General features: G+C 57.9%; 15 protein-coding genes. 7 read left to right on the top strand and 8 right to left on the bottom strand.

The window, feature by feature from the left end:
- The first annotated feature begins 41 nt into the window (after positions 1–41).
- Positions 42–1130, top strand: a complete 1089-nt coding sequence (gene serC, locus NKT35_RS19635) for a 3-phosphoserine/phosphohydroxythreonine transaminase (RefSeq protein ID WP_254296275.1) — start codon at positions 42–44, stop codon at positions 1128–1130.
- A 52-nt stretch (positions 1131–1182) separates the two neighbouring features.
- Here serC and NKT35_RS19630 read toward each other — a convergent pair whose 3' ends face one another.
- The 4 genes from NKT35_RS19630 to fliD all read right to left on the bottom strand — a co-directional run bounded on the left by NKT35_RS19630 (position 1183) and on the right by fliD (position 6643).
- Complete coding sequence (locus NKT35_RS19630) at positions 1183–1353, bottom strand: hypothetical protein (RefSeq protein ID WP_254296273.1); 171 nt, start codon at positions 1351–1353, stop codon at positions 1183–1185.
- Between the two features lie 180 nt (positions 1354–1533).
- Positions 1534–3975, bottom strand: coding sequence for a S9 family peptidase (locus tag NKT35_RS19625; RefSeq protein ID WP_254296271.1), 2442 nt, complete (start codon positions 3973–3975; stop codon positions 1534–1536).
- Between the two features lie 69 nt (positions 3976–4044).
- Entirely contained in the window at positions 4045–5040 is a 996-nt protein-coding gene (locus NKT35_RS19620) for an LD-carboxypeptidase (protein WP_254296269.1), read from the bottom strand.
- 208 nt (positions 5041–5248) lie between these two features.
- Complete coding sequence (gene fliD, locus NKT35_RS19615) at positions 5249–6643, bottom strand: flagellar filament capping protein FliD (protein WP_254296267.1); 1395 nt, start codon at positions 6641–6643, stop codon at positions 5249–5251.
- 337 nt (positions 6644–6980) lie between these two features.
- On the opposite strand from fliD, the gene cysD reads away from it, so the two are divergent.
- Together cysD and cysN are read left to right on the top strand one after the other, a co-directional pair.
- Entirely contained in the window at positions 6981–7907 is a 927-nt protein-coding gene (gene cysD / locus NKT35_RS19610; protein WP_254296251.1) for a sulfate adenylyltransferase subunit CysD, read from the top strand.
- Positions 7907–9343, top strand: a complete 1437-nt coding sequence (cysN, locus tag NKT35_RS19605; protein ID WP_254296249.1) for a sulfate adenylyltransferase subunit CysN — start codon at positions 7907–7909, stop codon at positions 9341–9343. The genes cysD and cysN overlap by 1 nt, the downstream gene beginning before the upstream one ends.
- A 230-nt stretch (positions 9344–9573) precedes the next feature.
- On the opposite strand, the gene NKT35_RS19600 is transcribed toward cysN, so the two are convergent.
- Positions 9574–10932: a jacalin-like lectin gene (locus NKT35_RS19600; protein ID WP_254296247.1), complete on the bottom strand. Its 1359-nt coding sequence runs from the start codon at positions 10930–10932 to the stop codon at positions 9574–9576.
- A gap of 697 nt (positions 10933–11629) precedes the next feature.
- Between NKT35_RS19600 and NKT35_RS19595 the strand changes: the two genes are divergently transcribed.
- The 3 genes from NKT35_RS19595 (at position 11630) to NKT35_RS19585 (ending at position 15049) form a co-directional block, all read left to right on the top strand.
- Positions 11630–13651, top strand: a complete 2022-nt coding sequence (locus NKT35_RS19595) for a flavin monoamine oxidase family protein (protein WP_254296245.1) — start codon at positions 11630–11632, stop codon at positions 13649–13651.
- Between the two features lie 169 nt (positions 13652–13820).
- Positions 13821–14681: a peroxidase, FMP-type gene (locus tag NKT35_RS19590; RefSeq protein WP_254296243.1), complete on the top strand. Its 861-nt coding sequence runs from the start codon at positions 13821–13823 to the stop codon at positions 14679–14681.
- Positions 14651–15049, top strand: a complete 399-nt coding sequence (locus NKT35_RS19585) for a hypothetical protein (RefSeq protein ID WP_254296240.1) — start codon at positions 14651–14653, stop codon at positions 15047–15049. Before NKT35_RS19590 ends, NKT35_RS19585 begins: the two co-directional genes overlap by 31 nt.
- 109 nt (positions 15050–15158) lie before the next feature.
- Here the strand turns inward: NKT35_RS19585 and NKT35_RS19580 are convergent, their stop codons facing one another.
- Entirely contained in the window at positions 15159–15827 is a 669-nt protein-coding gene (locus tag NKT35_RS19580; protein WP_254296238.1) for a BRO-N domain-containing protein, read from the bottom strand.
- A gap of 744 nt (positions 15828–16571) precedes the next feature.
- Between NKT35_RS19580 and NKT35_RS19575 the strand changes: the two genes are divergently transcribed.
- The gene (locus NKT35_RS19575) at positions 16572–17504 is read left to right on the top strand and encodes an IS5 family transposase (RefSeq protein WP_254294827.1); all 933 of its coding nucleotides are present in this window, start codon (positions 16572–16574) and stop codon (positions 17502–17504) included.
- Between the two features lie 39 nt (positions 17505–17543).
- Here NKT35_RS19575 and NKT35_RS19570 read toward each other — a convergent pair whose 3' ends face one another.
- On the bottom strand, positions 17544–18602 hold the full coding sequence (locus tag NKT35_RS19570) for a hypothetical protein (protein WP_254296235.1): 1059 nt from the start codon (positions 18600–18602) through the stop codon (positions 17544–17546).
- Between the two features lie 95 nt (positions 18603–18697).
- A complete protein-coding gene (locus NKT35_RS19565; protein ID WP_254296233.1) occupies positions 18698–19255 on the bottom strand; it encodes a hypothetical protein in 558 nt (185 codons plus the stop codon).
- Positions 19256–19299 lie beyond the last annotated feature (44 nt).

Raw genomic sequence — 19299 nt, 5'->3', positions numbered from 1 at the left:
CCGCCATTTAACAACAAACGGACAAGACAAGAGGACAAACCATGGCCAAGGTGTACAACTTCTCCGCGGGTCCCGCCGTATTGCCGCATCAAGTGCTGGCCGAGGCGCAGAGCGAGCTGCTGGACTGGCACGGCTCCGGCATGAGCGTGATGGAGATGAGCCATCGCGGCAAGGAGTTCATGCAGATCATCCATGAAGCCGAGCATGATCTGCGCGAGCTGATGCACATCCCGGCCGGCTACAAGGTGATGTTCCTGCAAGGCGGCGCCTCGCTGCAGTTCGCCATGGCGCCGCTCAATCTCCTGGGCGACCGCGACAGCATAGACATCGTCAACACCGGCCATTGGTCCAAACTGGCGATCAAGGAAGCCAAGCGCTACGCCAAGGTCAACGTGGCGGCCAGCAGCGAAGACCGCAATTTCGCCTACATCCCGGAAGAATCCGGCTGGCAGCGCGACCCGAAAGCCGCCTATCTGCACTACACCTCGAATGAGACCATAGGCGGCCTGCAATTCCCGGATGTGCCGTCCACGCTGGATGGCGTGCCGCTGGTTTGCGACATGTCGTCGGACTTCCTGTCGCGCGAAGTGGACATCAGCCGCTTCGGCATGATCTATGCCGGCGCGCAAAAGAATATCGGCCCCTCCGGCCTGACCGTGCTGATCATCCGCGAAGACCTGCTGGGCAAGGCGCGCGCCGACATTCCCACCATGATGAACTATCAGGTCCATGCCGACGCCGATTCCATGTACAACACGCCGGGCACTTACCCGATTTATATCGCCGGCCTGGTGTTCAAGTGGCTGAAGGAACAAGGCGGCGTCAAGGGCATCGCCACCCGCAACGAGGAAAAAGCGGGCCTGCTGTACCACATGATAGACAGCAGCGAAGGCTTCTATTCCAGCCACATCGAGCGGCCTTACCGCTCCAAGATGAATGTGGTGTTCCGCTTGAAAGACGAGGCGTTGGACGAGATTTTCTTGCTGGAGGCGCGCAAGAACGGATTGGCGCAACTGAAAGGCCACCGCGTGGTGGGCGGCATGCGCGCGTCCATCTATAACGCGATGCCGATAGAGGGCGTCAAATCCCTGGTCAACTTCATGCAAGACTTCGCTCGGCAGTACGGATAAGCAAAAACGGCCCTCGCAAAGAGGGCCGTTTTTTTGCCTAGGCTACGCCTCGTCAATGACTGCAGATTCTATGGGCACGCCCGGTGAGCGCGATTTCGATATAGTCCCCGATGGTCATTTCGTCAGGCGGCAGGCATTGAGCGCCGGCGGCGGCGACGTCTTCGCATTGAGCAAAACTCATTTCAATCATGCCGGAATTTACGGTGTAGTTCTGATTCAACATTCTCTCCAATAATATATTTTGGCAACAAACAACTCATTTAATGCAATTGTCATTTTTAATTGAGCGCGTACGATTGTCAATGCGATCGCGGGCCCGGGCATCAGCATCAAACCCAGCTCAGGTAGTGAAGCAAACTCTGGGCTTGATGCTGATCCACATCCCGGAAAGTATTGGAGGGGCTTACTTTGCCGGAGCTTGCTCGCGAGGTTTCGCCTGCTTCACGTATTGATCCAGCCAGCGGTCTTCTTCCCACAGCATGTGCAGGATAGACTCGCGCGCTCGATAGCCATGGCTCTCCGCCGGCAGCGTCACCAGCCGCGCCGTGGCGCCCAAGCCTTGCAGCGCCTGGAACATCCGCTCGCTTTGGATGGGGAAGGTGCCGGGATTATTGTCCGCCTCGCCGTGGATCAGCAGCAGCGCGTCCTTGATCTGCTCGGCGTAGTTGAACGGCGACATGGTCTGATACACGTCCTTGGCCTCCCAGAAATTGCGCTCTTCCGACTGGAAGCCGAACGGCGTCAGCGTGCGGTTGAACGCGCCGGAGCGGGCGATGCCGGCGCGGAACAGCCGGGTATGCGCCAACAGGTTCGCCGTCATGAAGGAGCCGTAAGAATAGCCGCCGACCGCGATGCGATCCCTGTCCGCCACGCCCAATCTGACAACCTCATCCACCGCCGCCTGGGCGCTCATCTTCAACTGCGGCAGATAGCTGTCGTTCGGCTCCTTGCTGCCTTCGCCCACAATCGGCATGGTCGGGTCGTCCAATACGGCAAAGCCGCGCGCCAGGAACGGTTCCGGCCCCCAGTAGCTGATGGAGTTGAAGCGGTATGGCGAGTCAGTGACCTGGCTGGCCGCTTCCGCGCTCTTGAACTCGGTGGGATAGGCCCACATCAGCATAGGCAGCGGTCCGTCGCGCTTGGCGTCATAGCCTGGCGGCAGATACAGCGTGGCGGTCAGATCCACGCCATCGGCGCGCTTGTAGCGCAGTTGCTGCTTCTGCACGCCCTTGAACTGCGGCAGCGGATGCGGGAAGAAGGTCAGCTGGCGGAAGCCGTCCGTCTGGCTCAAGTCTTTCAGATACAGATTCTGCGGTGTTTCTTTTTGCTCTCGCGCCAGCAAGGCGCGCTTGCCATCGCCCAGCACGGCGATGGGCGATTCATACCAAGGCGCTTGCGAACGCCACAGCCGCTTGCTCTGCTTGGTCGACAGGCTTAGCTGGTCGATGAAAGGCCGGTCGCCTTCCGGACTGGCGCCGTCGCCCAGCAGATAGAGGCTGTCCCCGTCGGCGCCGATTTGCAGCAGCCGCTGGCCATCATGATTGAACACCATGGCCGGCGAGCCTGGGTCGGCGTAGCGGTCTTCCGACTTGCGGCTGTTCAGCAGCTCGGCGGGCTTGCCTCTTTCATCCGGCCGCGCGCGCCAGACTTTCAGATCGCGCGTCTTCCACCAGAATTCGCTGACCAATGCCAAGTCGCCGCGCCCCCATTGGATATCTGCGAAGCGGCTGGCCAGCTCTTGCAGCTTGTGCGGCGGCTGCTTGAACGGCGAGGCTTGCAGGAACAAGGCATCGCGCACGGCGGCATTGACCGAAGGATCGCCGCCGTCTTGCGCTTCCGCCCAGAACAAGGTGGCGGGCGCATCGGCGCGCCAGCTCACTTCGCGCGGGCCGGTCGGGACCGCGTCATTGCCAGACGGCATCCTTTCCAGCAGCGGGCGCTGTGCGACCACATGCACGCTGCGGCCTTGCAGATCCAGCACCTCTGTGCGATTGGGGAAGCGGTCGATAGGCACCAGAGTGGAATAGGGTCGCAGCAGCGTGGTGGCGAGCAAGTATTGCCCGCTGGGCGACGCCTGGGCGGATAGATAGCGGCCGGGCTTGCCTATCGCCTGGAGCTTGCCGTTCTTGTCCGCCAAGGCCAGCTGAGCGCTGAGCTGATAATCCAGCATGTCGGAGTCGTAAGGAGTCTTCAGCAGGTCGGGATAGGTACGGGTTTGCGAAACCTTGCCGCCGGCGCTTTGCAAGATATTGGGGCCGGCCGGCGTGCCCGGTTTTTCCGGCGCGGGGCCTTGCTTGGCTGGCACCAGGCTGACGAGAAGCTGATTGCCCACCCAGTCGAAACCGCCGCTGACGATGGCGTTCAGATGAAAGTCGCCCAAGCGGCGCGCCTTGGCGCTGGCCACATCCAGCAGCCACAGCTCCACACCCTTGTCGCCCCACAGGCTGAAGGCCAATGTTTTGCCGTCGTTCGACCACAGCGTGTCGGCGACGCGCGGATGGGCAGGCAGGCCGCTGACCGCGCGGGTCTTGCCGCTGGCGATGTCCAGCAAGGAGAGCCCGGCGCCGAAGCTGAAACGGCTGGCCGCGCGCATGCGCGGATTGATGCGCAGGCCGGCAAGCTTCAGTTCCGGCTGCGCTACTTCGGCGATGCCCGGCAAACCGGGCCGCTGGATCAGCAACATGGCGTCGCGGGCATGGTTCAGTTTGACGCTGGGCATGCGAGGCGCGTCCACGATGGCGGCCAGTTCGGCGGGCGGCGTTTGGTAGCCGTTGTCCGCCGCCCAGGCAGGCAGGGCAATGCCGGCCGCGATCAAGGCAGCCAGCGTCGTATTCATCACAGTCATGATTTCTCCATTTGCGGCAAGGCTTTCAACTAAGCCGAGCTGGCAAATTGCATCATTTGATTGTCATGGTCAAGCCGACTGCATTGAATTGGACTTCAAAGCATTCGCATCGATGGATGTGAGATCGACATAAGGGTGCGCGTCAAAAGACAGCGACAAGCCATCCGCATCTGCCTGATAGCGGGCGCGAAAGCCCAAGGGCAGGGTGGTTTTGTCGGCGATATGGCCGAAGGGCAGGTCCGTGTAGACGGGAACGCCGCTGATATGGCGCAGCTCTTTTATGACCGCATTCAGGTCGTAGCCAGGGTCATAGGCATCCACCAGCCTGTGCATGCCGAAATCGCCCAGGAAAATAGCTTGCTGTTTGCGCAGCACGCCCGCCAGGCTCAGTTGTTGCAGCATTCTTTCCAATCTGTACGGCTGCTCGCCGACATCCTCCAGGAACAGCAGTCCGCCTTGGATATCCGGAAAATAAGGCGTGCCAACCAGACTGGCCAATACGCTGAGATTGCCGCCCCAAAACAAGCCTTCGCCGCTGCCGGCTTGGGCCTGAGGGGCCGCGATGGCATAGCTGCGGCCTGGAGAGCCAAGCGTGGCGATGCACTCGTCGATGGCGAAAGCGCTGGGGTGTTGCGCGCCGAAATCGCCCAGCATGGGCCCGCAGAAGCTGCCCGCCCCGCCCTTGGCCAGCAGGGCCAACTGGATGGCCGTGAAATCGCTATATCCCATCAGAACGGCGCGCGATTCTTTCAGTCTGGACGCGAGAGAAGGCCAATCCACCAGCGGCAGCAACCTTGCCGCGCCGTAACCGCCGCGCGCTGCCAGGATGATATCCGGCAGCGCGGGCATGTCGATCAGGCGACTGAGGTCTGACAGCCTTTGCTCGTCGCTGCCTGCGAAGCGCTGAAAAGAGCGTTCCAATGCTACGGTGTTTTCCAGCTGAAAACCCGCCTGCCGCAATCGCGGCAAGGCGGCTTGACTTTGTCTGGCCGGCACAATGCCTGAGCAGGCGGTGAAATACAATCGAGGTGGACGGTGATTGAGCGAAGCGGTGTGATCAGTCATGGAGCGACATCCAGGCAAAAGGGCGGCGCCGGCGCCGATGGCGCAAGCTTGCAATAAGCGGCGGCGGGAAAGAGAGACAATGGCAGACATATCGATTCTGACGATTGTGCGCGGCCAGGGTTCCATTGGCCAGACCCTAAATGAAAACAGCCTCCGCTGGGGAGGCTGTCGTCATCATCGGCCTTGTCGGCCTTGTCGGCCTTGGGCCTTAGCCGGTGATCAAGTTGGCCATGCTGCTGGAGGCTTGCTGCATCTGCGCGAGCTCGGCGTTCAGGTTGGAGTACTCGGTCAACAGGCTGGATTGCTCGTTGGTAAGCTGGTTTTGCAGTTGTTGTTGCAGTTGCGTTTCCGTGTTGACTTGCGTGTTCAAATTGTTCTGATCGATGGTAATCATGCCCGATGGCCCCAGCAAGCTATTGATAGTGTTGTTGAATACGTTGCCGATTCCGGTGTTCTGGCTATTGCCGAACAAATTGCTGACAGCGGACGGATTGGCAGCCAGCGCGGCATTGAAGGCTGTTTGATTCAGCGAGAGCGTGCCATCCGTGCCTTGGGTAATGCCGACTTGCGCCAGGTAGGCGTAGGAGGTTGAAGGATCGGCCCCCGGAATCGGCGTGCCGAGCAAACCCGCCAGTTGCTGCTGCAAACCAGTCAGGTCGCTGCTGATGTCCGTATTCTGCGGCGTGCTGCCAACGGTAGTCGAACTGGTTGTGGCTGAATTAACGGTAGTGACAACCTGATTGTATGAGCTGATGAAACTTTGCAGCGTTTGGGCGATGCCCGAGCTATTTTGACTCATATTGATGGTGGTCTGGCCCATCTTTTCAAGATTGATGCTCGCCCCGTTCACCACATTGGTCACCGTATTGCTGCTGGACGAGACATTGACCCCGTTAACTGTCATCAACGCATCGGCAGCAGCGGTAGACTCCGAGACCGCGGTGGCGCTTTGCTGCAATCCCGCAAGGGTATTTCCAGAAGTTTTCCCGCTATCGGTTCCGCCCGCAGTAATGGAAAAGGCATTGCTGGAGCCTGCCTGGGTCGAGTTCAACACCAAGGAGTAGTTGCCCTGGTACTGAACAATGGAGGCGGAAACCCCGATGCCGGCGCCGTTGATGCTGCTGGCAATGGAGGATAGCGTGATGGGGCTGCCGTTGCTGCCTAGTTGCACGGTGCTGTTGGTGCCGCCGACATTAAAGGTCAACGACGAAGGCGCGCCGCTAAGCGTGGCGTTTTCATCGGTGATGGGCTTGCCGCTTGAGTCATTATCGAACACTAATTGGCGCGCTTGCGCCATTTGAGTCACATTCAGCACATAGGTGCCAGCTGTGCCGCCGGAGGTAGTGGTGACGGCGGCGACGGTGCTGTCAGAGGAGGTGGCGCTGAACTGCTGCAAGAACGTGCCGGAAGACAGCGTGGACGCGGCAGTCTGCAAGCCGGACAGGGCAGAGCTCACCTGGCCCAGCGTGCTGATTTCCGATTGGTAATTGGATTGTCTCTGCTTGCTCTGATTGAGCGGCTGCGAATCCGCCTGAACCAGTTGGCTGACGATGGATTGCACGTCCAGCGGGCCTGCGCTCGCGCTGATGGATGCGGATGACATGACGTCCTCTCCCATTTTTTCCGCCGCTCTGCCGGGCGTCGGAGTATTGCGAATAGGGTGGCTAGGGCGGCCTAGCTGTCATCACGGACAGGATGTTTTTATCTGCGCTGCCAACAACGCGCAGCTTCTCCTGAAGCTTATCGGTTGCTGCACCGTTAACTTTAGCGCTTTATTGCCCTGATATTACCGGCGGCCGCGGGCGCGCGCACGGACAATTTCTTTATTCTTCCTTTTCATTTTTTAAGATTTGCTAAGTTTATATGGATATATCCAATCGATTTTGAACGACTTGGAACAACCCGGTAGATTGGCTGCAACCATAGAACAGGCTGCAAGCATGGAAATCGATCAAGCAAGGCTGACCCACCTGCAACAACTCGAGGCGGAGTCCATCCACATCATCCGCGAGGTGGCGGCGGAATTCGAGAACCCGGTGATGCTGTACTCCATCGGCAAGGATTCGGCGGTGATGCTGCATCTCGCCAAGAAGGCTTTCTATCCGGGCAAGCCGCCGTTTCCGCTGATGCACGTGGACACCACCTGGAAGTTCCGCGACATGATCGAGCTGCGAAACAAGCAGGCCAAGGAAAACGGCTGGGACCTGATCGTCCATGTCAATCAAGACGGCGTCGACGCCGGCATCAATCCCTTCACCGCCGGCAGCGCCAAGCATACCGACGTGATGAAGACCGAGGGCTTGAAGCAGGCGCTGAACAAGTACAAGTTCGACGCGGCCTTCGGCGGCGCGCGCCGCGACGAGGAAAAGAGCCGCGCCAAAGAGCGCGTCTACTCCTTCCGCGACAAAAACCACCGCTGGGACCCGAAGAATCAACGTCCTGAATTGTGGAACGTCTACAACGGCAAAATAGACAAGGGCGAGAGCATCCGGGTGTTTCCGCTGTCCAACTGGACCGAGCTGGACATCTGGCAATACATCTACCTGGAAAACATCGAAATCGTGCCGCTGTACTTTGCCGCCGAGCGTCCGGTGGTGGAGCGCGACGGCATGCTGATCATGATAGACGACGAGCGCATCCTGCAATACCTGACGCCGGAAGAGAAAGCGCGGATCGAAACCCGCAAGGTGCGCTTCCGCACGCTGGGCTGTTATCCGCTGACTGGCGCAGTGGAATCGGACGCGGCCTCCCTGCCGGAAGTGATACAGGAAATGCTGCTGACCAAGACCTCGGAGCGGCAGGGCCGCCTGATCGACCATGACAGCGCCGGCTCGATGGAAAAGAAGAAAATGGAAGGGTATTTCTGATGTCTCACCAATCCGAACTGATTTCCGGGGATATCCTGGAGTACCTGAAGCAGCACGAAAACAAAGACATGCTGCGCTTCATCACCTGTGGCAGCGTGGACGACGGCAAGTCCACCCTGATCGGCCGTTTGCTGCATGACTCCAAGCTGATCTTTGAAGACCAGCTGGCGGCGATAGAACGCGACTCCAAGAAGTACAACACCACCGATCAGGAAATCGACCTGGCGCTGCTGGTGGACGGCCTGCAGGCGGAGCGGGAGCAGGGCATCACCATTGATGTGGCCTACCGCTACTTCAGCACCGACAAGCGCAAGTTCATCATCGCCGATTGCCCGGGCCATGAGCAGTACACCCGCAATATGGCCACCGGCGCTTCCACCAGCAATCTGGCCATCATCTTGATAGACGCGCGCCGCGGCGTGCAGACGCAGACTCGCCGCCACAGCTATATCGTCAGCTTGCTCGGCATTCGCCATATCATCGTGGCGGTCAACAAGATGGACTTGGTGGATTACAGCGAAGACGTATTCAACCGCATCCGCGACGAATACCTGACCTTCGCCGAGCATCTGGACATTCCCGACATCCACTTCGTGCCGATCTCGGCGCTGCGCGGCGACAATGTGGTCAGCCGCACCGAGGCCGCGCCGTGGTATCAGGGCGCCACGCTGATGCATTTGCTGGAAAACATCCAGATCAGCCATGATGCCGGCCTGGAGGCGTTCCGCCTGCCGGTGCAATACGTGAATCGCCCCAATCTGGACTTCCGCGGCTTTTGCGGCACCATCGCCAGCGGCGCCGTGCATCCCGGCGACCTAGTGGTGGCCCTGCCATCCGGCAAGCAGAGCCGGGTCAAAGAGATTGTCACCTACGAGGGCAATCTGCCGCGCGCCTCCGCCGGGCAGGCCGTGACGCTGACGCTGGAGGAGGAGATCGATATCTCGCGCGGCGACATGCTGGTGCGCGCCGAAGAGGCCAGGCCGCATGTGTCGCGCAGCTTCGACGCGCATCTGGTGGCCATGGGCGAAACGCCGCTGCGCCCAGGCAAGGAATACGGCTTCAAATTGGCAGGCAAATACGTGACCGGCCGCATTGAATCCGTCCTGCACCGCACCGATGTCAATAATTTGCAAGATAGCCCGGCTGATGCGCTGGCCTTGAACGAAATCGGCCTGTGCCGGATATCGCTCAATAGCCAGGCGGTATTCGATGCTTATCGCGATTGCCGCGGCAGCGGCAGCCTGATCGTGATCGACCGTTTGAGCAACGGCACCGTGGCCGCGGGCATGATACGCGCCGCGCAGGACGACGCCGAACTGGCCGAAGCCTCGCAATGGCAGCTGTTTGAGGCGGAGCTGGATAGGCTGCTGCAGAAGTTTTACCCGGAAATGAGCCGTTCGGATCTGGCGGCGCGCCTGTCTCAGCCTGGCGGTTGATTGAATAAACTGGTCTGTGTGAAAACGCCCCGGAGCTAGCCGGGGCGTTTTTTCAAGCTTTCGGCCATGACCGGCAACCGCTTGGCTTGATGAAGCTGAACGCGGTCAACCTTGTTTGCCGGCTTGCCCGCCACCCCGTCGTGAATTTTGCGGCATGTCGCGAGGCGGGCCACACATCTCCTGGCATGCCATACCGCGCGCGGAGGGCTTGGGCTGCATGGAGCAGCCGCTTAGCCAAATATTGCGCTCAAGTTCGCAATGATTGCTGTTTGGCTACCGTCCGCCAAGGGAACCGTCACCGTGCTCCCCCTGAACGCAACCACGCTTTGCCCGCTTGGCGCATTTTGCGCGAAGGGCGTGCGCGAGGTCGATCCGTTCATGCTGCCGTATGGACCGTATGTGCTGCCATCCTGGGCGGTCAAGGTCAGTTGCAAAACGCACTGCCAACCGTACCACACCCCCGTATAGCCCGTGATGGACACAATCGGATTATCGAGCGGTATCTCAATGGTGTGGCTGCCTCCGCTGTCTCCGCCGTGCTGCGGCAACATGAACACCTTGCCGTTAGTCCCGGCATTGTACTTCCCCGTGCCGGTGCTATCAGCCTGGATGGCATTGAGCACATCGCCTGAGCGTATGGTCATCTGGGTGATCGTGGGCTGGCCCGCCGCGCCGATAATCGCGGCGTCGTCAAAGCTATTGCCAGCGGGCGGGTACGCCAGCTGGGAAAGGATCATGAACTGCGCCTGCTCGAATTGGAAATTGCCTGAATTGAGCCGCCAGACAAAAATATCCTGATAGCCATATGTTTTCGATTGATATTTAAAGCCACGCTCAACCGCCTGCCAAACCTGTTGCGCGCTGGTGTTCGGCTTGCTGTTGTCCGGCTCAAACTGGGCGCCGTAGCCGATCTTGGCGGGATTGATGCCAGACTCAGGATAGGCCGACAACGGCACGCCGTCATAAAGTTGCGGCGAGATGAAATCGAAGGCGCTGTTGACCGTGTCGTAGTCGATGGACTCGGTGGGGGATGCCGGCGTGAATGATAGCCAGAATTTGACCGGCTGCTGATCGAAGACTTGTCTGATAGTCGAAAAAAGAATCTTGAACTGCTGCTGCGTCATGAGCGTGGAGACATCGCCCTCCCAGTCCACATCCAAGCCGTTCATGCCGCTGTTTTTGAGGTAGACAAGCAAGTTGTTGGCAAAGGCAGCGGCCTGGGCCTCCGGGCTTCCCGCTCCGGAAAAGATGCCGGCCAAAGTACTCTCTCCCGAATACTGCATGGTGGCCAGGAACTTGATGTTGGGGTTGACCCGGCGCGCATCGCGGAGAATGTAATTCAGATAATCCTGATTGCTCAGCCCGCCGGGGTGGGGGGCATCGCCAATTTTGATGGTGTATTCGGCTGCCGCGCTCGATGCGACCGGGGCGATTTCAAAGAAGGCAAGGCCGAGGAAGTTGACGCTGTTATATGTCCGGTATTGGATGAGCGATTGAAAACAGCTGCTAGGGCTGTTGTAGTTGGTATTCGTAGGTTCATCTTCGTTCAGGAACAGCCAGGCATTGATTCCATAGGGCAGGTTCGTCATGTTGCTTATCCTTTGGCAATGAACGGCAAGCGGGTAAGAGCCGAATCAACGCCAGCCGCGTTGAAGACGTGCTCAGGACAATTATTCTAAGCGCGTCGGCAAACAACCTCGCTGACATAACTGACAGGGCCGGCTATCCAGTCCTCGCCCGTTAGCACCGCGCCCTGGCTGTTACAGGCAGATCCGGAATGCCTTTGCCGCATTCCTGCCTTCAGCGTCCATGCTGGACGAGACGCAGAGAGGGGTTTGGCCCGGTTGAGCGGAGCCCCATCTGCTGACAGCCATCTTCAGCATCCCAGCGGCAAAAGCGTTAGATGGCCGCGCGCGCTCGCATGCCACCCCTTCACTCGACGTTGTTTACATTCCCAGAAACAAACATTTCTGACGAGCTATAGGCGTTGAACTCCATATATTCAATATGGAATTTACATATCTCTTAATGTTGTTTTTTAGCAATTTAGCCAGCTCTGCCTTTGTCGCCGGGCACTTTGCTGCGGCATGGCACGAGCCGTCGAGTTGGCAAACCTGTTCTAAAGGAGGGGAGAGAAATGCGTAAAGCATCATTTCGAGCGCATTGTTATGAGTGATTTTGTCAGGCGTTATTAATTATTGCGGAATTGAGTACGGTCCTTGTTGAAGATAGGGGGCTGATTAGCATGCTTTTGATTGATGCAGCAAAGCTCACAGGAGACTTGGCGTGACACAAAAGACTTATGCTATTTTTGGCGCGGGCGCAGCAGGCTTGTATACCGCTTGGCGCATGCTGAATGGCGAATGCGAAGACCCTCATGCCGGAGGACGGCAACTCAAGAGCGAGGACATTCTGGAGTTATACGATTGGGGACAGTATGACTTCAATGAATATCACCCCGGCTCACGCGCGCCAGGGGCCAGGATTTGCACATGGCACTACCAGAATGACAAAACCCAATCTTATGTTGAGCTGGGAGGCATGCGCTACTCCCACTGGAATCAACAGCCAAGCGCGCAATTTCCCAACCCTGACAATGGACTTGCGCCGGGTCATAGATTAGTCACCAAAACCATAGAGCTGCTTGGCCTCGACAAATACTCGGTGCCTTTCAATGTCACTGAAAATCAGCTGTTCTACTTGCGTTCTCAAAACTTCTATTTAAACGATATCAGCTCCAAGAACCCCGCCCCCTATGCCGTAGACAATTACGGCGCCACCATGTCTCCAGACCAAGGCTTTACCACCGTGCAAAATCTGGCGACCACCAAGCCGTGGGGGGATTTCACCCGGCGAGATTGGTGCCACTTCTACAAGCATGGGAAAATAACTGCCCAGCTGCCCCAATCCAGCGTCTTCCAGCAGGGCGATCATCTCTGCGATATCGGTTACTGGAACCTGCTTTATGATCAACTGGGACAAGAAGGCTATGAGTATGCGGCGGATGGCAATGGCTATAGCTCGAATGTGATCAATACAAACGCGGGTGTTTCGTTCAATATCAACAATGAATTCACGCCAGGCAGCCAGTACAGAACGCTCTCGATTGGTTTTTCTGGAATGTTCAACTACCTGTTTGATGAAATTATCAAGCTCTGCCACCAGAAGAATATCGAGTTTTGCTATAAGCCAAATCAGCGGCTCCACTCCATTTTATGGAAAGACGGCAAAGCGCACTTTACGGCCGCCAGCCGCAAACATCCCAATATTGCGGATCATAGCGGCACGGCCGATGCGGCGTGGCTAGCCATGCCGCGCGCGGCAATTGAGAAAGTGGCTCAAGCCACCCGTTTTCATCAGCCGCAGCATGGCGAAGTCGACGTATTGAATCATGAGCGTGTGCAGTTATATCTTGAATCGACGATCATGCAGCCCTCGTATAAAGTGGGGATGTTCTTTGAGCACCCCTGGTGGTCGGCCGATTATGAAAACCCGCCCAATTACCCCGCGCAGATTACCGGCTATACGATAACGCCCACAGATATTGATGTTTTACGCCAAAAAGGCTTTTCAGACCGCACACTGAACGCGATGAGCCAGCTGGCTTATACGCCATACACATCAGCAGCGCAGATGATTTCCGCTATTGAAGCGCTTAGCGAGCAAGCTCTTGATATTCCACAGGCAAAAACATTGGCCGAAGTTACGCGCAACGACACGATAGGCCCTAGCGTAAGCAATTCACCAATACGAATGGTGGTTTACTTTGGCAACAACGCCACTCAAACCCACAGCAAGCCGGTTTACGGCATCCTGGCCAGCTACGATGACGAAGACAATACCGAATTCTGGCGCGAGCTGGAATTAGGACCGAATCGTCAGCGCCTGCAGCCGATCAGCAGCGATGTGCAGCCTCTCAACGGCCCCCGCGCCGTGCCGCCGCGCATGGTGAAAATGTTGCGGAAGATGCTGGCCCGGCTTCATTTTGGCCCGGGCGCCGATGAAAGCTATGTGCCGGAGCCGCTGGAGTCTGCGTATATGGATTGGTCGCTGCCGCCATTCAATGCCGGCTACCACGAATGGGCGCCGCACTACGATATCGGTGATGTGCAAAGAAAAATCCGCAAGCCTTCGCAGCTATTGGATAACACCGATGCCGATATTTTTATCGTCGGCGAAGCCTATTCCAATGATCAAGCCTGGGTGGAGGGCGCTTATTGCACCGCGGAATCGGTCTTGAATGATTTCTTTGGCATCAAGCCGTTGATTGACAATACCGAATACCCATTCATCTGCCCCGAAGACTGAGTTAAGGCGGCCAGAAGCGCTGAAATAGCGGGATGCCGGACCATCGCCATCATGTAGTCGGCGCAGGGAAAGTCAACCCGCTTGCCTCAGGCTGAGGCCGCTTGTTCTTGTTTTATCGCTTTTTCGCCGCGTCACTCTCTGCCTTAACCCATCATTGCGCGAGGTTGCCATGCCTGAAAACAAGATCGTACAAACCCCCACCCCCCCGTATCCGGAATATTCGGACGCCGTATTGGAGCAGCCGGCCGACTATGGCGTGCTGAAGCAGCTGGAAGGCACCTGGGTGAATTACAACCCTGACAAAAAAGATGTGGGCTGGGGCCTGCATACCACCTGTATGCCATCGCCGGGGACCAACTCGGAAACGATTTTCGGCATCTTCCATTTTCTTTGCGAAAACTATACCGAGGAACTCACGTTCTCCCTGGTGGATGGGGGCGTGCGGAACCGCGGCGGCACAAACGAACAGTTTGCCGGCGCGGTGAAATACAACCAAAGCATACAGCGCGTCAGCGATGGCGAGGGCATCCATGAAGAAGATGGGATGTATCTATGGATGAACCCGATGTACAACCATGCGGCCACGGAAGAGTCGGTCATCTCAGATAACGGCTTCCCCGGCATTGCCATTGGCGCCGGCGCCAATGGGCCAAATTATGTGCCGCCTTATTCCATCGCGCGCAGCGGGACGATACCGCATGGCAGCGCGATCATGATTACCGGCGGATTCCAGGCCGACATCCCGGGCAAACCGGCATATCCGACAGGCACCGATTGCTGGACGCAGCCTTTTACCAACTCATGGCCAAGCACGCCGTCGCCGCAAGACGATAATATCGTGCCTGCTTCCGTGGCAGCCAACCCCGTGCCCCTGGCAGGGTCTCCGCTCGCCATCTCCCCCAGCATGGGCGCAGCCGCATTGCTATCGGTAGGGGATGGTTCGCCGGCCGCGCCGCTCAATCTGGACGAGCCCGCCCCGCCTGGGCCTTTGACAAGTCCTTGCCGACAACCCAGCCCGACAGCAATCTGACCTATTTCCAGCGGATTGTGGCGCACCCCAACTACCCGTATTCCGTTCGTCCTGACTTGCGCTTGCGTGATGCGATCAAAGATCAGCGCATCAAAAAACATACGCTGATCCAGCTCAGCAGCAAGCACAATGGCGGGCCGCAAGGCGGGATCTTGAACACCCCGTTTGTGAGCACCTTTGCCAATGTGACGGAAATGAGTCTGAACTTATGGATACAGACCGTGATAGACAGCGATGGCTGCGAAGTCTTGCAGCTTCAATATGAACAGGTGCTGTTCTTTGAGTTCATGTTTGGTTCAAACGGCCAGGTAACGCGCTGGCCGCATATTCAGGTGAATACCCTGAGGAAGAAACAGGATTTCCTCTAAAACACCAGGGGTTGTTGTCATCACCTTGAACTCAAGCATGAAGTATGAAAGAAGAAACGAAGACACCGCTTCGCAACGCTGAAGCGGTGTTTTTCATTGCGATGCACGCTTAATTGGCGAACTTGTCTATCCTCTCCGCCAAACGCTGCTGGCAGGCGGTGGCCAGCTTGAGCAGCTCCGCGCTGGTGGCCGGCATTTTGCCGGGCGGGGCGATCAACTCCGCCATGCCGCTTAGCGTGGAGACGCTGCTGTTTAGGCCGATCAGCCTGCCGTGCGGCCAGCGCTGCTTGTTATTGGGCGCATAGTCCAGCGCCAGCACCCAGCGCGAATGCTGCCAAGTGCCAGGCTCGCGCAGCACCGCCTCCATCACCGCGCGGCTGACCTGCTGCGCCGCCTCCGCAGCGAGAGCCAGCGCCAGGTGCAGGGTTTCCGCCGTATTGGCTGCGCCGGCCTCACGCAGCAAGGCCGGGCGGGTTTCTTCCAGCCACCAGCGCCGCAGTCGCCGCGCGCCAGGTTTCTTGATGCGGCGAAACACCTCGTCCAGCTCGCCTTCGGACAAGCACAACACCGGCTCCGCCTCATCCGCCAGCGGCAAGGGCCTCCCCAGCGGCTCGCCCAAGGCCTTCAGCAAGTCCTTCACCTCCAGTTTCATGGACGCGGCCACCTCCGCAGCCACCAGCCAAAACCCCTCCGGCCGCCGCACCACCCGCATGGCCAAACCCTTGGCGAAATCCAGCCGCAGCGGCGCATTCACCTGCTGATCGATAGCCGCATTCATGGCCGAGCCTCCCCAAGTGAACTCGCAAACTGCGTTGCCCAAAACGCAAGCCGATACGCGGCGCGCAGGCGCAACAAGGCCGGCGACCAAGGGCTCGAATCAAGAATTAGGGGAGGGGAGACAGAGACGACAAACACAAGACGAGCATCCATAGTCATGGACTCCTAGCGGTTTTGTCTAAAGCGCCCCCTGTTGAGAGGGGCGGCCGGGTACTTCAACACCGCCGCTAGACGGCCCGCAGATTTCCCCCGTTGCCGGGGTATTGTATGGCTGCACGCTACCCGGCCATAAGCTTTGGACGTGCCGAGATAGCGGCACGACAGGAAACCTATGGACGCAAAAAAGCCACGACTTACGGGCGCGGGCTAACCGCTAGCGGAGCCGGCTTTCGAACCAGACTCGGGGTTTTAAGCTGCCGGCTGTTCGACGCGGCGCGACGGTAGCGCGCCGCTAGTTCCGGCAGCTCCCCGAGGCTGGTTTGAAAGACGGGGTTTCGCAGCGCTGTAGGGGCGGCCTGGGGTTGCAAGGGGATTGGCCGCGCAATCCCCTTGCCCGTTCGCCGGGCGGAACCGGCATGTCAAATATCATCCGCGAAGCGGATTCCAAAACTTCGCGGTAAACGTTGGGCTTCTCAAGCTCAGCCTAACCTACCGTGCTGAGTGAAAATGGCGAAGTCATCAAGAGCATCTTGAATGGGCTTTGTTGCACAAATCACCCTCCCAGCAGGCGGGGTAGAATGACGGCATGAGCAAGCCCGCCCCGCCCAAGTACAAGACCACCAACTGGAAGACCTACAATGCTGCGCTCAAGGCGCGTGGGTCGCTGATGATCTGGTTGGACCGTGACATGCGCTGGCATGGCTCTGCAGTCGGCAAACGTGGACGGACACCGACTTTCAGCGATGCCGCCATTCAGTTCTGCCTGACGATCAAATGCCTGTTCAATCTTGCGCTCCGACAGGCCGTGGGTATGGTGCAAAGCCTGCTCAAACTGGCGGGGCTGGACTGGCTGACGCCGGACTACAGCACCGTGTGCCGGCGGCAAAAGCATTTGCAGGTGGCCATTCCTTGCCGTCCAACCACGACCGGGCTGCACCTGTTGATCGACAGCACCGGCATCAAGATGCTGGGTGAAGGCGAATGGAAAACGAAGAAACACGGCGCGGAGTACCGCCGTCAGTGGCGCAAGGTGCATTTGGGCATTGATGCGCAGACGCTGGAAATCCGGGCGATTGAAGTGACCGACAACGCGGTGGGCGATGCGCCAATGTTGCCGGAGTTGCTGGACCAGATTTCCGCGGGGGAAAGGATTGCTGCAGTAAGTGGCGATGGTGCCTACGACACCAAAGGCTGCCATGAAGCGATTGCCAAGCGAAAAGCCGAGGCGGTGATTCCTACCCGAAAGAATGCCAAGCCGTGGAAGGAAAATCGGTTGGGCGCCCATGTCCGAAACGAGATACTGCGTGCTACCCGGCTCCTGGGTCGAGCGATCTGGAGGAAATGGAGCGGTTACCATCGCCGCAGCCTGGTGGAAACCAAGATGCGCTGTTTCAAGCTGCTGGGCGAGCGGGTAATGGCAAGGGACTTCGACCGTCAAGTCGCAGAGCTCCAAGTGCGAGCGGCGATCTTGAACCGCTTCACGCGGCTCGGGACGCCGATGACGGTGCGCATGCCATAAATCCGTCCGGGGAAAGGGGCTTTGCATGCCGAAGCCTATTTATGCAACAAAGCCTCTATGAACTCGGAACGACTCGCTCATCGTAAGGGGAAAGGATCCAAGCAATCGAATTGTCAAATTGGATACAGCCTCTTGATCGACTGCTCTAGTCTGACATGTGTGCCAAAGGAATAAGCATCCCGAGTCCAGATCGTGGGGGCCGGGAGTATTGATCACCGTACTCTTTACTTGGCCACTCTTGTCGAACATCTCCGCATAAGGGTGGGAGTGATCTGAACTAGCAAGCAAAGGCAGCATCGCCTCATAAATCCGGCTCATCTGTAGCTGCGGCACAGCCCGCTTGAGAGCCCGATAGATGTTGATTGCAGCCAGATCGAGGTCACCCCAAAAAAAGACTTGGTTGGCTCGGAGCAAATCCTTGAGCTGCGGAGGAGATCCTCCGCGAACGATCATGATCGGCTGATCGTTCACGGACGTGCCAGTAGTGTGTAAGCGCTCCTGTCCAAGGTAACTTAAGCCAAAACCATACGTGCAAATTAGTGCAACCTCCTCTGACAACCCACTACACACGGCATTTTCAAACGCTCTTGGGTTTTCAATCAGGAGTGTGGCAACTGGATCAGGCGGCCCAGCGCAAATGACATATCGGGGAGATGAGTTTTGCAGACGTAATGGTAGTCCTAGCGCATCCATCATACGACCGGTCATCATCGATAGGACCTTCGAACTCCCCAGCAGATGGCGGGCACTGACGTTAAATCCGGCGTCATCGAAGCTGGCAGGGTCGGCTTCACTGAGTCGCCGTAGAACGCGAGCCAAAGCGGCTAGGTCCTCTGGAGTCATACCGCCGAGGGAAGAGGACAGGCCAGACAGCTCCTCCGCAACCTCTTCACACAACCCGGCTCCGGCAAGCGCTTGTCTCCATGCTGCTTCTTGCGGATCAGTAGTCACCGAATCCAGCATGACGGTGAGGTAGCCTGAGACCGGGAGTTCACGGCGGTCTGCCTGGTACTGGAGCAGCCCTGAGCGATAGAGGTCTCTGATTGCCTCATCAACCACAAGGCGAGAAAGCCCCAGCGCGCCGGCCAGCTTTGGCATGCACGATGAGGTTCGCAGCTTCCCGCTCGCGCCTGCCATCTTTCGCAGTTGCGCAAGAACGGCTGTAGCCTCATCCGACAAGAGTGTGCCCAAGCTCATACCGCTGATCCAGCCTCGATTTTCAAAGACTGTGTGATCGAGGAAAAGAATCCGACTGTGTCTGACTCACGGCCATGCTCCATGAAAGACACTAACCCATCTCCCGCGTTGTTCGTCAGTTTCTTACCCACGTGATAGACCGGGAAAACTGTGTAATCGTTAGTCCAGGTGGGCGAGTGCAGGAAGCCGAGGATCTGGAAGTTTCCGCCTAGATCACGCAAGCCATTCAAGGCCTCGCCAATGATCTTGCGATCGGAAAGCGTACTGAAGATGCCGTCGATCAAGATTACGCGATTGGCTTTTGCTCGCGACTTGGCGGCCTGCGTGCTTGTCATTTCCAACAGGCCTCGTTCGATCTCGTATTCTGCTTGCCGCACAATCCACATGAACTCCAAGGCAATTTTCTGTCCGGTGGATAGCTTTTCTGATACATGACTCTTTTTGCCTGCCCAGATGCCCGCGTTAACGAACTCAACAGAGGTGTTGGTGAATACGCACTGGATCAACTTGTCCCTTAGCAGCCGCTTGAGTTGTGTTTCATCTGTGCGCCGCATGGATCGTGACTTGGAGTCGGTCTCCCTTGTCGCTAGCTCGACCT

This window comes from Chromobacterium sp. IIBBL 290-4 (genome assembly GCF_024207115.1).
Taxonomy (GTDB): domain Bacteria; phylum Pseudomonadota; class Gammaproteobacteria; order Burkholderiales; family Chromobacteriaceae; genus Chromobacterium.
This window is presented reverse-complemented; position numbering and strand designations above follow the sequence as displayed.

Coding starts and splice junctions, on each gene's coding strand:
- NKT35_RS19575 (WP_254294827.1), top strand. CDS start 16,572: ATGAGCAAGCCCGCCCCGCCCAAGTACAAGACCACCAACTGGAAGACC.
- NKT35_RS19570 (WP_254296235.1), bottom strand. CDS start 18,602: ATGCCAAAGCTGGCCGGCGCGCTGGGGCTTTCTCGCCTTGTGGTTGAT.
- NKT35_RS19625 (WP_254296271.1), bottom strand. CDS start 3,975: ATGACTGTGATGAATACGACGCTGGCTGCCTTGATCGCGGCCGGCATT.
- cysN (WP_254296249.1), top strand. CDS start 7,907: ATGTCTCACCAATCCGAACTGATTTCCGGGGATATCCTGGAGTACCTG.
- cysD (WP_254296251.1), top strand. CDS start 6,981: ATGGAAATCGATCAAGCAAGGCTGACCCACCTGCAACAACTCGAGGCG.
- NKT35_RS19580 (WP_254296238.1), bottom strand. CDS start 15,827: ATGAATGCGGCTATCGATCAGCAGGTGAATGCGCCGCTGCGGCTGGAT.
- serC (WP_254296275.1), top strand. CDS start 42: ATGGCCAAGGTGTACAACTTCTCCGCGGGTCCCGCCGTATTGCCGCAT.
- fliD (WP_254296267.1), bottom strand. CDS start 6,643: ATGTCATCCGCATCCATCAGCGCGAGCGCAGGCCCGCTGGACGTGCAA.
- NKT35_RS19590 (WP_254296243.1), top strand. CDS start 13,821: ATGCCTGAAAACAAGATCGTACAAACCCCCACCCCCCCGTATCCGGAA.
- NKT35_RS19565 (WP_254296233.1), bottom strand. CDS start 19,255: ATGCGGCGCACAGATGAAACACAACTCAAGCGGCTGCTAAGGGACAAG.
- NKT35_RS19600 (WP_254296247.1), bottom strand. CDS start 10,932: ATGACGAACCTGCCCTATGGAATCAATGCCTGGCTGTTCCTGAACGAA.
- NKT35_RS19620 (WP_254296269.1), bottom strand. CDS start 5,040: ATGACTGATCACACCGCTTCGCTCAATCACCGTCCACCTCGATTGTAT.
- NKT35_RS19630 (WP_254296273.1), bottom strand. CDS start 1,353: ATGTTGAATCAGAACTACACCGTAAATTCCGGCATGATTGAAATGAGT.